The organism is Streptomyces sp. NPDC043726, from assembly GCF_056436565.1.
Map to the genome: position 1 here is coordinate 702,773 of NZ_JBWKCI010000003.1, position 13,065 is coordinate 715,837.

Here is a 13,065-nt window from a genome sequence, read left to right on the forward strand (position 1 = left end):
CGGTGGCCGTTCCTTCGAGCGTCGTGACAACGACCGTGGTGGTTTCCGCCGGGACGACCGCGGTGAGCGTTCCTTCGAGCGTCGTGACAACGACCGTGGCGGCTTCCGCCGGGACAACGACCGCCCTGGCTTCCGCCGGGACGACCGTCGTGACGAGCGCGGTGGCCACCGTGGCAGCGACCGTCCGTTCAACCGCGACCGCCAGGGCGACCGCCCCGGCTTCCGCTCCGGCGGCCACGAGCGCCCCTACGGCCGCCGTGACGACCACCGCGGTGGCGGCTCCTTCGGGCGCCGCGAGGACAAGCCGCGCTGGAAGCGCAACGGCTGACGCCGAGTGACCCTCTGAAGGGCCCGTACGACTCCGGTCGTACGGGCCCTTCCGCGTGCCGGGAATCCCCTACCGGAGCCTGTGTGACGGTTGTTAACATCCGTTGGCTCGCATGGCGGAGGGTGGCCGAGGGGGATTCGGACGAGGCCTGCCGCGATGCCTTTTCTGACTTCCCTGGGGAGGGAACCTTGACCCGGCGTGCCCGGATCGCTCTCGCTCTCATCGGCCTGGCCGCCCTTGGCGCTGGCTCACTGACTACCGCGGGTCCGGCCACCGCGGACACCACTCCTACGCCGATCATCACCGACGGCGTGTGGGGCATCGACTACGCGGGCGGCTTTCTGACCAGCGTGGAGAACACGCCGAGCGGCTACCAGTGGGTGGTCGGACGGCAGATCTCGGCCGACGGCTCGACGGTGGTGAGCAAGACCAGTCGCGGTCTCGCTGACGTGTTTGCCGACGGCAGCCATGCGGAGCGTGTGGCGTGCGAGGCCGGGGAGCGGGGTTGCGTGCCCTTGCGCGGCTTCGGCAACACCTGGGTCGGCTACTTCATGGAGGGCAGCACCGGCCGGCAGGTCGCGCAGATTCGCACGGGCACGAATTCGCTCAGCGGGACGGAAGAACCCGTGGTCACCGGCGGCCGTTTCGTGGACGCCACGGGCCGCTACTACATCTACAACGCGGCTTCCACCGGCAAGCAGTACGTCGATGACGTGGACTACAAACGCACGGCGGAGGTCCGGCGCACCCGCCCGATCACCGCCGCCTCGGTATGGGGCACGGCGCTGTGGAAGCCCGGCTCGGGTGACGGCGTCGTCTCCGCCTTCGACCTGGAGGCGGAGAAGACCGTCCAGACCGTCTCCACCGGCGCCCCGTGCACGGTCAAGGAGCTGCAGGTCATCGGCCGCTGGATCTACTGGAACTGCGGTCCCACGGGCGCCGCGGGCGTGTACGACCGTACGGCGAAGAAGAACATCAAGGTGCCCTCGGGCCCCGCGCTCGTCGGCGACGGCTATCTCGTCCGGCACGACCGGACGGCCGGGCAGCTGATGCTGACGGACTACCACTCCGGTACGGCCGCCGCCGCGCGGGCCGTCGCCGACCTCCCGGCCGGGACCACCGCCGACCAGCGCCGCCTGAGCTGGACGGTGGACAAGTTCGGCGGCGACATCGCCTACGTCGGACCGGACAGGTCGATCCGGATCGTGCAGAGCGGTGTGCCGGCGCAGTCGCTGGCGAAGATCGAGTCGGACGTGGCCGGTGACGCGGTGGACGTGAAGGGCACCAACGGCGTCGACTACTGGGACAGCTACTGGCAGCTGAACAAGCCCGCCCACTGGACCTTCACCGTGCAGGACGCGCGGGGCCGCACCGAACGCACGATCACGGGCAGCGGCGCGCACGTCGACGTCAGCTGGGACCTGAGGACGGACGCGGGGACGTACGCGTACAACGGCCCCAAGACCTGGAGCCTGAAGGCGACCGCGGCCGACGGCGGCGGGACCTACACGACCGGCGGTTCGCTCGGCTACAGCGGCGGCCTGCACGGCCACCACGACCAGGGCCACTCCAGCTGGGGCGAACTCGTCACCCTCAACTCCACCGGCGCCCTGACGCTGCAGTACACCCAGGGCAAGGGCACCTTCACCCACAAGGTCTCCGCCTCCGGCTGGCCCGCGGGGACGATCGCCGTGCCGTTCGGCGACATGGGCAAGGACCGCTGCGCCGAGCTGCTGGTCCGCCTGCCGAACGGCGAACTGCGCCGGTACACCGGACGTTGCGGGGAGGCGTACACCCTCTCGAACAGCCACACCTCTCTCGGCACCGGCTGGAACGCGTACGACGTCCTCACCGCGCCCGGCGACCTGACCGGCGACGGCCGCACCGACCTGCTGGCCCGCAAGGCCTCCACCGGGGACGTCCACCTCTTCGCCAACGACGGCGCGGGCAAGCTCAAGGCGGGCGTCAAGATCCGAACCTGGACGGCGTACCGGAAGATCGTCGGCGCCGGTGACCTGAACGGCGACGGGTTCGGGGACGTCCTCGCGCTGGACAAGTCCGGGACGCTGTGGCGCTACGACGGCACCGGGACCGGCCAGGTGGAGGAGCGGGTGAAGGTCTTCTCCGGCTGGGGGACCTCGTACAACGCCGTCGTCGGCGTCGGCGACATCACCGGCGACGGCAAGAACGACCTGGTCGCGCGGGACACCGCGGGCAACCTCTACCGCAACACCGGCACCGGCAAGGGGTCGTTCGCACCGCGCGTGAAGATCGCGAGCGGCTGGCAGGGCTACAAGGGCATCTTTTAGCCACCTGTGACGCATGTCACGCCCTCGGCGAGGGAATCGCTGGGGGCATGACAAACGACGCCAGAGCGAGCGGGCCCAGTGACGAAGAGCGGTTGGCCCAGCTCGGCTATACGCAGGTGCTGGCCCGGCGGATGTCGGCGTTCTCCAACTACGCCGTCTCCTTCACGATCATCTCGGTGCTGTCGGGCTGTCTGACGCTGTATCTGTTCGGCATGAACACCGGCGGGCCCGCGGTGATCACCTGGGGCTGGGTGGCCGTGGGGCTGATGACGCTGTTCGTGGGGCTCGCGATGGCCGAGATCTGTTCGGCCTATCCGACCTCCGCGGGCCTGTACTTCTGGGCCCACCGGCTGGCGCCGCCCCGGACCGCGGCCGCCTGGGCCTGGTTCACGGGCTGGTTCAACGTGCTGGGGCAGGTCGCGGTGACCGCGGGCATCGACTTCGGCGCCGCGTCCTTCCTGGGCGCGTATCTGAACCTGGAGTTCGGCTTCGAGGTGACGCCCGGCCGGACGATCCTGCTCTTCGCCGGGATCCTGGTCCTGCACGGCCTGCTGAACACCTTCGGCGTGCGGATCGTCGCGCTGCTGAACAGCGTCAGCGTGTGGTGGCACGTCCTCGGGGTCGCGGTCATCGTCGGGGCCCTGACCTTCGTACCGGACGAGCACCAGTCCACGAGCTTCGTGTTCGGCGAGTTCGTCAACAACACGGGCTGGGAGAGCAGCCTGTACGTCGTCCTGATCGGCCTGCTCATGGCCCAGTACACCTTCACCGGGTACGACGCCTCCGCGCACATGACGGAGGAGACCCACGACGCCTCGACGGCCGGCCCGAAGGGGATCGTCCGGTCCATCTGGACGTCGTGGATCGCGGGATTCGTGCTGCTGCTGGGCTTCACCTTCGCGATCCAGTCGTACGAGGGAGCCCTCGCCTCCCCGACGGGCGCGCCGCCCGCCCAGATCCTGCTCGACGCGCTGGGCGCGACCGCGGGCAAGCTGCTGCTCCTGGTGGTGATCGGGGCGCAGTTGTTCTGCGGGATGGCCTCGGTGACCGCCAACAGCCGCATGATCTACGCCTTCTCGCGCGACGGCGCCCTGCCGTTCTCGCACATCTGGCACACGGTGAGCCCGCGCACGCGGACGCCCGTGGCGGCGGTGTGGCTGGCCGCGCTGGGCGCTCTGGTGCTGGGTCTGCCGTATCTGATCAATGTCACGGCCTACGCGGCGGTGACCTCGATCGCGGTGATCGGCCTCTACATCGCCTACGTCATCCCGACCCTGCTGCGGCTGCGCAAGGGCGAGGCCTTCGAGCGGGGGCCCTGGCACCTGGGGCGCTGGTCCAAAGTGATCGGCGTGGTGGCGGTGGCGTGGGTCGGGGTCATCACGGTGCTGTTCATGCTGCCGCAGGTCTCCCCGGTCACCGCCGAGACCTTCAACTACGCCCCGGTCGCCGTCCTGGTGGTCCTCGGCTTCGCCGCGACCTGGTGGCTGGTGTCGGCGCGGCACTGGTTCCTGAACGCCGATCACGAACGCACGAAGGCCCGCGAGGCGGCGCGCGCCGGCTCCCCCGAACCGGTCGATCCGTAACCCTTCACCCGCCGGACGCGGCCGTGTGCCAATACCCGATCGGAGACAGGGCCGCGTCCGGCTATGCTCGTGGGGGCAACATCGCCTGGGCCCTTAGCTCAATTGGCAGAGCAGTGGACTTTTAATCCATTGGTTGTGGGTTCGAGTCCCACAGGGCCTACCGCCGAGCCCCGGTCCGGACCGCGTCCGGGCCGGGGCTCGTGGCGTCGCCGGGTCAGGGTGCCGCCGTCTCCAGGTCCTCCAGGGAGTCGTCGAGGCTCGCTTCGAGGTCTTCGAGGGAGTCCCCGACCTGTTCGCCGACGACCTCGCGGGCGATCTTCTCGATCTCCTTGTCGCTGAGGCCCTCGCAGGAGCCGGGGCGGTCGCCCTCCTTGCCGCTCTCCATCTGCTCGACGAGTGCCTTCTTGCAGGCGGCGGGGTCGGCGCTGTCGTCGCCGCTGCCGCAGGCGGTGAGGCCGCCGAGGGCGATGAGCGCGGCTACGACGGCTGTACGGGTCTTCATGGTCCCCCCAGGGTTCTTGATCGCTGAGGGTGCATCATGCGTGACTCCGGGGGTGAGTGGGGGTGTCGTGTCCATGCTGTGACACGGCTGAGGCACAGCCGGGGCACGGCGGGGCGCGACGGGGCAGAGCCGGGCCCACGGCTGGGCGCACGGCCGCCGGACGCGAGCCGGGGTACGTCAGAAAGCGGGGATCGCCTGGGCGAGGGCCGCCACCGCCGCCGCCAGCGGGGCCACCGGTTCGGCGACGGCCGCCAGCCGGTCCAGGGCCCGGCGGACGACTCCGGGCTCGGGGGCGCTGTCGGCCAGCTCGTCCCGCAGCCGGCGGAGTTCGGCCCGGGGCGGCTCCTGGTCGGGGAGGTGTTCGTCCAGCAGGCGTTCCACCTGGGCCAGCTGGTGGTGGATCTGGGTCCGTTGGTCCGCGGTGAGCGACTGGAAGGAGACCTGGCCCGCGATCGCCCGGGCGCCCGGGCCCACGGCCTGGTTGGCCACCTGGCTCTGGCCGCCGAACTGCTGCACGCCGAAGTTCGCGCTCTCAGGGGGCTGCTGGGTCATCTCGTCCTCCTTGTTGCGGGGCCGTGGCCGTCCTTGCTGCGGGGCTGTGGCCGTGGCCGTCCCTACTGCGGGGCTGTGGCCGTGGCCGTCCTGGCGGTGGCCTGGGCGCCCTGCCCGACGGCCTGGTTGCCCACGACGCTGACCCCGCCGGTCTGGAGCACCCCGTGGTTGAGGATCGTCTGCGTCTGGGTGCGGAAGTCGGTGGTGTCCACCCCGTGCTCGTCCAGGAAGTCCCGTACGGCGGCCAGGGCGTGCCGGTCGAGCGCGGCGAACGCCCGCTCGGCGTCGACGCGTTGGAAGTGGTCGAGGTACTCGGCGCTCATGGCGTGCTCGCGGATGCTCATGCGGGCCCCGCGGTCGAAGGCCGGGTCCGTCTGCGCGGCCGCCTGTTCCCGGCGTCTGCGGCGCGGTGCGCGCCAGTCGCGCAGGGCGTCGCCGAGCACGGCCCGGGGCGCGCCGAACAGGGCGGTGCCGCTGTCGCGCAGCGCCGAGAGCAGCAGGCCCGCCCGGTGCGCGGGGGTGAGGCGCGAGGGCAGCAGATCGACCCGGCGCAGATCGGGGCGGAGCGGGGTCAGGACGTGGCGGTCGCAGTGCAGGTGCAGGGTGCGGCCCACGACCGCGACGTGCAGCAGCTGACTGGGCACCACCGCGCCGCCCCACAGCGGCAGATGGGCGGCCAGACAGTGCCGGGGTGTGCCCTGCGGGTCCAGCGCGATCTCGCGTACGACGAGGTCGGAGAGCCGGGTCGCGGGCGCCTTCAGGAACGCGGGCAGCAGCCGCGCGTCGCCCGCGATCCGGGTGCCGCCGGCGAAGACCCGGTCCTCCACCTCCAGCGCCGCGAGGCTCGGGCCGCCGTCCAGCGGGGGCCGGGTGGCGGCCTCCCGCAGCCGGACCCGCAGTCGCTCCACCACCGCCCAGGTGTCGAAGTCGGTGAGCGGGCCGCCGGGTTGGGCGGGGAGCAGCGGCAGCGACAGGGCCCACTGGGAGTTGTGGACGCCCTGGCCGACGAAGGGGGAGAAGCCGCTGTAGACGGTCACGTTGCCGGACTGCGCCTCGGCCACGGCCCGCACCCCCGCCTTCGCCCACGCCTCGCCGGGCTTGGGGGCCGCGGCGGGGTCGAAGTTCTCGCGCCGCAGGTTCTCCCGCAGCCGCCGGTCGACGTCCAGCTCCCCCTGGGCCATGATCCAGAACCCCCACGCCCCGCCGCCGATCACCGCCAGCAGCGGCGGAATGCCCAGCGCGTACGAGCCGCACAGCCAGCTCAGCCAGCCCGGCATCGGCAGCGCGGACAGGAACAGGCCGAACAGGAACCCGGCGAGCAGCAGGGCGAGGAGCGTGGCCACGAGCCGGCGTACGGCGGCCGCCGAGTCCACCGGTTCCCGGCCGCGCACCGCCCGCCCCGGAGCCCGGGAGGCGGCGGCCAGCGCCTTGAAGGCGAGGTGGCCGTAGACCAGCCACAGCGGTCCGAAGAGGGCGATCAGCACATTGAGCGCGGCGAGCCGCTTGTCGCGGTCGCGGTGCAGCCGCCGGGCCGCCAGGCTGTGCCGGACGACCGGCACCAGGTCGACGCCGGGCGAGGGGGCGACCGCGCCGAGCTCGTCGCGCAGGACGTCCTCGACGACCCGGCGGCTGAACCCGGGGTCGGTGTAGGCGGCCGCGCACAGGTGGCGGGTGGTGTCGTCCGGGGCGGCGGAGCCCACGACACCACCGGGGGTCTGGGGGGCGGAGGGTGCCATGGTGCTGCTCCGTTCGCGGATACGGGACATGGCTGCGCGGGTACCGGTCCCGCCGTGCACGAGCGCCAGGGTCAGGCCCAGCAGCACGCCGAAGACGAGGCCGTCCACGAGGAAGTTGACGATCACCGCGTCCGTGGGCGAGCCGAAGAACAGCAGGGACTCCTCGCCGTCGGCTTTCACGGCGGCCCAGGACGCCACCGCCGCGAGGAGCGAGAGGAGCAGGCCCGCGCCGAAGGCGGCCAGCCACCGCAGACCCCGGGAGGCCGGGCTCCGGGTCAGCGGCAAGGACGCCAGCACGACACCGGCGACCAGGACGACCAGGGCGGTGTCGCCCGCGCGATACAGGGGCTCGGCGAACCCCTCCGAGCTGGGGGACAGATCCCACAGGGGGACGTACAGCGAGCGGTGGACCAGGCTTCCCAGCGGGGTGTCCGGCTGGTACTCGTTCAGCGGATCGCGCATCCAGGGGCTGCCGAGCAGCACCAGGCCTGCGCACACCAGGGCGGATCTTCGCCCCGCACGTAAGAACCGCCCCACGGCAACCCCCCAGTCACAGCCCGGCCGCAGCACTGTACGGAGTCGAACGGCTGCGCACCAGCGGTCCGGGAGACATTCCGGGGAAGCGTCAGCCGGCCGTGCGCCCCGTCAACTCGGCGAGGGGCAGGGTGTGTTGGGTCTGGAGGACCTTGGCGCGCAGATAGCGGACGTTGTGCTGGGTGGTGAAGACGCCGGTGGGGACGCGGTCGCGGACGTCGATGCCGAGCTCGCGCAACTGGGCGGCCTTGTCGGGGTTGTTGGAGAGCAGGTCGAGCTCGTCGATGCCGAGGGCGGTCAGCATCTGGGCGGCGGCCGTGTAGTCGCGCGCGTCCTCCGGCAGGCCGAGGGCGGCGTTGGCGGCGTAGGTGTCGAGGCCCTGGTCCTGGAGGGCGTACGCGTCGAGCTTGTTGTAGAGGCCGATGCCACGGCCCTCCTGGCGGAGGTAGAGCAGCACGCCGCCGCGCTCCGCGATGCGCTCGACCGCCTCGCGCAGCTGGGGGCCGCAGTCGCAGCGGGCCGAGCCGAAGACATCGCCGGTCAGGCACTCGGAGTGGAGCCGGACGAGCGGGATGGGTCCGGGGTCGCCGAGGACGACGGCCACGTGCTCCTGGCCGTCGGAGAGGCCGTGGAAGGTGACGAGGTCGGCGTCGACACCGTAGCCGTCGTGAAAACGCAGCGGTACGCGGACGCGGGAGCGCGGGGTGGCGGCGGGCTGGTCGGACATGCGGGTCTCCGGTCGTCGGAGGGCTTACTGCTTCAGATTTGAAGCAGCTCCTCGATACGGGACCCTAGCTCATGCTTGAAGTTTGAAGCAACTGGTTTGTGACGTGGACCGCGGCGCGCGTAGTGGCGTGGATCGCGGCACGCGTACGTGCATCGCGGCGCGCGCATGGCGCGAATCGCGGTGCGGCGACGCCTCATTCGCCCCCGCCGCAGCCGCCCGAGCGGCGCAGCCAGGGCATGTCCGTCGACTCCCCGCCCTGCAGCGCCCGGGTGACACCGCCGAAGATCTCCTCCAGCTGGCCGACCTGCTCCGGGGTGAGGTGATCGAAGAGGGCGGCCCGCACGGTGGCGACATGGCCGGGGGCGGTCCGTTCCAGCGCGGCCATGCCCTTGTCGGTCAGCGCGGCGACGCTGCCCCGCTTGTCCGACGGGCACCCCTCGCGCGCGACGAGCCCGTCCTTCTCCAGCCGGGTCACGGCGTACGTCAGCCTGCTGCGGGTGATCTTCACCGTCTCCGCGAGATCGGTCATCCGCAGCCGGCGCTCCGGTGACTCGGAGAGGTTGGCGAGGATCGAGTAGTACACGTGCGGCATGCCGGCGTCATGCTGGAGCTGCCGGTCGAGGGCGTCCTCCAGGAGATGGGTGGCGCCGATGTACGCGCGCCAGGCGCGCTGCTCCTCGGGGGTGAGCCAGCGGGTCGTCATGCGGCCAGTGTAGGTTTGCTTCAAACTTGAACCAAGCCCACGAGGTCCCCGTAGGAGCGCCGATGCCTCTGCCTTACGTCCTCCTCTCGGCCGCCGTCTCCCTCGACGGCTACCTGGACGACACCGGCCCCGAGCGGCTGCTGCTCTCCAGCCCCGCCGACTTCGACCGCGTCGACGAGGTGCGGGCCTCCGTCGACGCGATCCTGATCGGCGCGGGCACGATCCGGGCCGACAACCCGCGGCTGCTGGTCAACTCCCCGGAGCGGCGCGCGGCACGGGTCGCCGCGGGGCGGCCCGAGTACCCGCTGAAGGTCGCGGTCAGCGGGAGCGGCGACCTCGACCCGGCGGCGAGGTTCTGGCACACGGGCGGCGACAAGGTCGTCTATACGACGGAGAAGGGCGCCGAGCGGGCGCGCGCGGCCTCCCTCGCGGCGGACGTGGTCGGCCTGGGCGCGGACCTGGACTGGCCCCGGCTGCTCGGGGACCTGTACGCCCGGGGCGTACGGCGGCTGATGGTGGAGGGCGGCGGCCGGATCCACACCCAGCTCCTCCAGGAGGGCCTGGCGGACGAACTGCAGCTGGTCGTGGCGCCGCTGTTCGTGGGCGACGCCTCCGCGCCCCGCCTCTTCGGTCCCGGCGGGTACCAGTCCGGCCGGCTCCGCCTAGTGGACTCCCGCCGCATCGAGGACGTGGTGCTGATGCGCTACGAACCCACCGCACCCGGCGAGGGCACGCGCGCGACCGCCGCCGACCACCACTGGCTGCGGCTCGCCTGCGAACTGGCGCGGCTGTGCCCGCCGTCGCGGACGGCGTTCAGCGTGGGGGCGGTGGTGGTGGCCGCCGACGGCACGGAACTCGCGCGCGGGCACTCCCGGGAGGGGGACGACCCGGTGGTCCACGCGGAGGAGGCGGCCCTGGCGAAGATCGACCCGGCGGATCCGCGGCTGCCTTCCGCCACCGTCTACAGCAGCCTGGAGCCGTGCGCCCGGCGGGCCTCCCGCCCGGCGCCCTGTGCCCGGCTGATCCTGGACGCGGGGGTGCGCAGAGTGGTCACGGCCTGGCGGGAGCCCGACACCTTCGTCACGGACGCGGACGGGACCGGGCTGCTGGCGGCGGCCGGGGCGGACGTGGTGGTGCTGCCGGAGCACGCGGACCGGGCCATGGAACCGAACCGGCATCTGCTGACCTGAGCCCGGCGGCTACGCAGGTTGGCCCAACACGGACTGCGCCCCACCCCCGCCGGGGCCACGCTGCCCACATGAGGTCAGTTCGAAGGCGTACCGCCGGACTTGTGCTCGCCGCCCTGCTCGTCAGCGCCTGTGGGGCGGCCGGGCCCGGAGAGCGCACCATGGCCAGGGTGCTGTCGTCGGACGCCGAGTTCACCCACCCCGGCGTGCTCGTCGGCGCGGCCCAGCTGGCCGCCGTACGAGAGAACGTCACCGCCGGAAAGCAGCCGTGGCTGAAGGCGTATCTGGGGATGCGGGACAGCAAGTACGGGGCGTACAGGTACCGGGCCCGGCCGCGCGCCGAAGTGCACTGTCCCGCCGGGAAGAAGGCCGGCCGGGGGTGTGCGGAGGAGCGGCAGGACGCCATCGCCGCCTACACGCAGGCCCTGTTGTTCACCGTCACCGGCAAGCCGCGGCACGCCCTCAAGGCCAGGGAGATCATGGACGCCTGGTCGGCGACGCTGCAGCGGCACACCGGGGAGAACGCCGGGCTTCAGGCGGGCTGGGCCGGGTCCACGTGGGCCCGCGCCGCCGAGATCGTCCGGTACAGCCCCGGGGCGGGCTGGCCGCGGGACCGCGTGGCCCGCTTCGAGCGCATGCTGCGCACCGCCCACCTCCCCCAGGTCGCCGAGAAGGTCCCGGACGTCAACGGCACCCAGGACCTCGTCACCACCGACGCCGCCATCTCCATCGCCGTCTTCCTCGACGACCACGCGGCCTTCGACCACGCCCTCGCCCGCTACCGCGACCGCGTGCCCGCCTACTACTACTTGGAGAAGGACGGCCGCCTCCCGCTCACCCCGGCCGGGTCCGGCATGAACACCCCGCAGCGGCTGGCGGCGTACTGGTTCGAGCAGACGACGTACCGGACGGGCCTCACCCAGGAGACCTGCCGCGGCTTCGCGCACGTCGGCCACTCCCTCGCCGCCACCGCCCACATCGCCGAGACCGCCTGGCACCAGGGCGTCGATCTGTACGGAGAGGCCGAGGACCGGCTGACGGCCGCGATGGAACTGCACGCCCGCCATCAGCTGGGGGAGCCGGCGCCGGGGTGGCTGTGCGGGGGCAGGGTCGAACGGACCCTCGGACCCGGTCTCGAGGTCGCCCTCAACCATCTGGAGGGCCGGCGCGGCGGCTCCGTCCCGGCCGCCCGCAGACTGGCCGAGAAGACCCGCCCGGCCGGTACCGACAACCTCTTCGTGGCCTGGGAGACCCTGACCCACGCGGGGAATCCCGCCGCCTGAACAAACGTGTGTGCTCGGCGTCCCGCGGATGACGTACACTGGTTTCACCGACGCGGGGTGGAGCAGCTCGGTAGCTCGCTGGGCTCATAACCCAGAGGTCGCAGGTTCAAATCCTGTCCCCGCTACTGAAGGCCGAGGGCCGGAACTCATTGAATGAGTTCCGGCCCTCAGTCGTGTCCGCGTGTATGTCCTGGCCGTCTGTGGTCCGTGCCACGTGTGTTCCAGGTCTCACCCCCTCTTCCCGGTCTCATCCACTCGGCCCACCCCGATCGCCCCCCGCCCCCGCTCCGGGAAACCTGGAGGGACGGCGGACGTGGCAGGAGGCGGCGGTGCGGACTTCAGGGGTGGCGGACGCACGGCGCGTCCCGCCCGCGCGCACCTTCGTACGGCTGCTCCCGGCGCTGCTCATCGCGGGTGGGGTCCTGTACGACTTCGTCACCCCCCGCGGTTACACCGCGATCCCCTTCTTCACCGCCGCCCCGCTGGTCGCCGCGCCGTTCTTCGGGCTCCTCGGCACCGTCGTCACCGGGATCGCGGCCCTGATAGCCGCCTACGCGGTCCATGTCCGCTTCGGCTTCGGCCTCGACGGGGACACGGTCACCGAGGTGCTCACCGTGGTCACGGTCGCGGTCCTGGCCGTCGTACTCAATCTCGTCGTGCGCGAGGGCCATCAGCGGCTCGCCTCGCAGCGGGAGATCGCCGAGGCCACTCAGCGAGCCGTCCTGCCCCTGCCCATGGAGCGGCTCGGCGGGTACGAGATCGCCGCCCGCTACGAGGCGGCGCAGGCCGACGCGTTCATCGGCGGCGACCTGTACGCGGTGCAGGACAGCGCGTACGGCGTCCGGCTCGTCGTCGGTGACGTGCGCGGCAAGGGCATGGGGGCGGTCGCGGCCGTCGCCGTCGTCATCGGGGCGTTCCGGGAGGCGGCCGAGCAGGAGCCGACCCTGGAGGCGGTCGCGCAGCGGCTGGAGCGGGCGCTGGACCGGGAGGGCTCCCGGCGCGACGGGATCGACGCCGTCGAGGGGTTCACCACCGCCGTACTCGCCGAACTCCCGCACGGCGACGGGGTCGTACGGGTCGTCAACCGCGGCCATCCGCCCCCGCTGCTGCTGTATCCCGACGGGACCGTGCGCCCGCTGCCCGCGCGGGATCCGGCGCTGCCGCTGGGCATGAGCGAGCTGGGCAACTGGCCGGACCGCGCCGACGAGGTCCCCTTCCCGCCCGGCACCACCCTGCTGCTGCACACCGACGGACTGTCCGAGGCCCGGGACGCGCACGGCGCCTTCTACGACCCCGAGCGACGGCTGGCCGGCCGCGTCTTCGCCGATCCCGGCACCCTGATCCGGGCCCTCGCCGAGGAGGTGCGCCGGCACTGCGGGGGAGGGATGGCGGACGACATGGCCCTGCTCGCCGTACGAAGACCCTGACCGTCACCCCGGGTGATCGGATGGACGCCCTCCGCATAACAACTGACACACCGTCAGTACTGGTGTGACGCCTGAGACTTGGTCAACTCGCCCGATTTAGCCCCGTCGTGACCCGAAAGTCCAGGCCGGAATCGTTAATGATCAAGAGGAACAGCTTGGAATCAACGCCCTGGGTCTATTAACGTTCGATAACG

Annotated in this window: 10 protein-coding genes, 2 tRNA genes and 1 pseudogene; 8 read left to right on the forward strand and 5 right to left on the reverse strand. The window is 72.0% G+C overall.

Annotated elements, in window-relative coordinates:
• The 4 genes and pseudogenes from AC068Z_RS12205 to AC068Z_RS12220 form a co-directional block, all read left to right on the forward strand.
• Nucleotides 1–328, forward strand: a pseudogene (locus AC068Z_RS12205) (DEAD/DEAH box helicase); the annotation flags it as partial.
• A gap of 188 nt (nt 329–516) precedes the next feature.
• Nucleotides 517–2,637 (forward strand): FG-GAP repeat domain-containing protein, encoded by a 2,121-nt coding sequence (locus tag AC068Z_RS12210; RefSeq protein ID WP_478554509.1) that lies wholly within the window; start codon nt 517–519, stop codon nt 2,635–2,637.
• Nucleotides 2,638–2,684: 47 nt separating this feature from the next.
• Nucleotides 2,685–4,220 carry an amino acid permease gene (locus tag AC068Z_RS12215; protein WP_478554510.1) on the forward strand — a complete coding sequence of 512 codons (1,536 nt, stop codon included), beginning with the start codon at nt 2,685–2,687 and terminating at the stop codon, nt 4,218–4,220.
• Nucleotides 4,221–4,307: 87 nt separating this feature from the next.
• Nucleotides 4,308–4,380 (forward strand) — tRNA-Lys (locus AC068Z_RS12220).
• A 54-nt stretch (nt 4,381–4,434) separates the two neighbouring features.
• Here the strand turns inward: AC068Z_RS12220 and AC068Z_RS12225 are convergent.
• From AC068Z_RS12225 to AC068Z_RS12245, 5 genes are all read right to left on the reverse strand, one after another.
• Complete coding sequence (locus tag AC068Z_RS12225) at nt 4,435–4,722, reverse strand: hypothetical protein (protein ID WP_478554511.1); 288 nt, start codon at nt 4,720–4,722, stop codon at nt 4,435–4,437.
• A gap of 177 nt (nt 4,723–4,899) precedes the next feature.
• Complete coding sequence (locus AC068Z_RS12230) at nt 4,900–5,274, reverse strand: hypothetical protein (protein WP_478554512.1); 375 nt, start codon at nt 5,272–5,274, stop codon at nt 4,900–4,902.
• 62 nt (nt 5,275–5,336) lie between these two features.
• Nucleotides 5,337–7,508 (reverse strand): hypothetical protein, encoded by a 2,172-nt coding sequence (locus AC068Z_RS12235; RefSeq protein ID WP_478554513.1) that lies wholly within the window; start codon nt 7,506–7,508, stop codon nt 5,337–5,339.
• Nucleotides 7,509–7,635: 127 nt separating this feature from the next.
• Nucleotides 7,636–8,271: a GTP cyclohydrolase II gene (locus tag AC068Z_RS12240; RefSeq protein WP_478554514.1), complete on the reverse strand. Its 636-nt coding sequence runs from the start codon at nt 8,269–8,271 to the stop codon at nt 7,636–7,638.
• Between the two features lie 193 nt (nt 8,272–8,464).
• A complete protein-coding gene (locus AC068Z_RS12245) occupies nt 8,465–8,974 on the reverse strand; it encodes a MarR family winged helix-turn-helix transcriptional regulator (protein WP_478554515.1) in 510 nt (169 codons plus the stop codon).
• Between the two features lie 62 nt (nt 8,975–9,036).
• On the opposite strand from AC068Z_RS12245, the gene AC068Z_RS12250 reads away from it, so the two are divergent.
• The 4 genes from AC068Z_RS12250 (at nt 9,037) to AC068Z_RS12265 (ending at nt 12,871) form a co-directional block, all read left to right on the forward strand.
• Nucleotides 9,037–10,164: a dihydrofolate reductase family protein gene (locus tag AC068Z_RS12250; protein ID WP_478554516.1), complete on the forward strand. Its 1,128-nt coding sequence runs from the start codon at nt 9,037–9,039 to the stop codon at nt 10,162–10,164.
• A 68-nt stretch (nt 10,165–10,232) separates the two neighbouring features.
• Entirely contained in the window at nt 10,233–11,444 is a 1,212-nt protein-coding gene (locus AC068Z_RS12255) for an alginate lyase family protein (protein WP_478554517.1), read from the forward strand.
• A gap of 51 nt (nt 11,445–11,495) precedes the next feature.
• Nucleotides 11,496–11,569 (forward strand) — tRNA-Met (locus AC068Z_RS12260).
• 204 nt (nt 11,570–11,773) lie between these two features.
• The gene (locus tag AC068Z_RS12265; RefSeq protein ID WP_478554518.1) at nt 11,774–12,871 is read left to right on the forward strand and encodes a PP2C family protein-serine/threonine phosphatase; all 1,098 of its coding nucleotides are present in this window, start codon (nt 11,774–11,776) and stop codon (nt 12,869–12,871) included.
• Nucleotides 12,872–13,065: the final 194 nt, after the last annotated feature.

Bases quoted from the DNA above. Each gene is read 5' to 3' on its own strand.
- AC068Z_RS12240 (WP_478554514.1), bottom strand. From the start codon at position 8,271: ATGTCCGACCAGCCCGCCGCCACCCCGCGCTCCCGCGTCCGCGTACCG.
- AC068Z_RS12245 (WP_478554515.1), bottom strand. From the start codon at position 8,974: ATGACGACCCGCTGGCTCACCCCCGAGGAGCAGCGCGCCTGGCGCGCG.
- AC068Z_RS12255 (WP_478554517.1), top strand. From the start codon at position 10,233: ATGAGGTCAGTTCGAAGGCGTACCGCCGGACTTGTGCTCGCCGCCCTG.
- AC068Z_RS12250 (WP_478554516.1), top strand. From the start codon at position 9,037: ATGCCTCTGCCTTACGTCCTCCTCTCGGCCGCCGTCTCCCTCGACGGC.
- AC068Z_RS12225 (WP_478554511.1), bottom strand. From the start codon at position 4,722: ATGAAGACCCGTACAGCCGTCGTAGCCGCGCTCATCGCCCTCGGCGGC.
- AC068Z_RS12215 (WP_478554510.1), top strand. From the start codon at position 2,685: ATGACAAACGACGCCAGAGCGAGCGGGCCCAGTGACGAAGAGCGGTTG.
- AC068Z_RS12230 (WP_478554512.1), bottom strand. From the start codon at position 5,274: ATGACCCAGCAGCCCCCTGAGAGCGCGAACTTCGGCGTGCAGCAGTTC.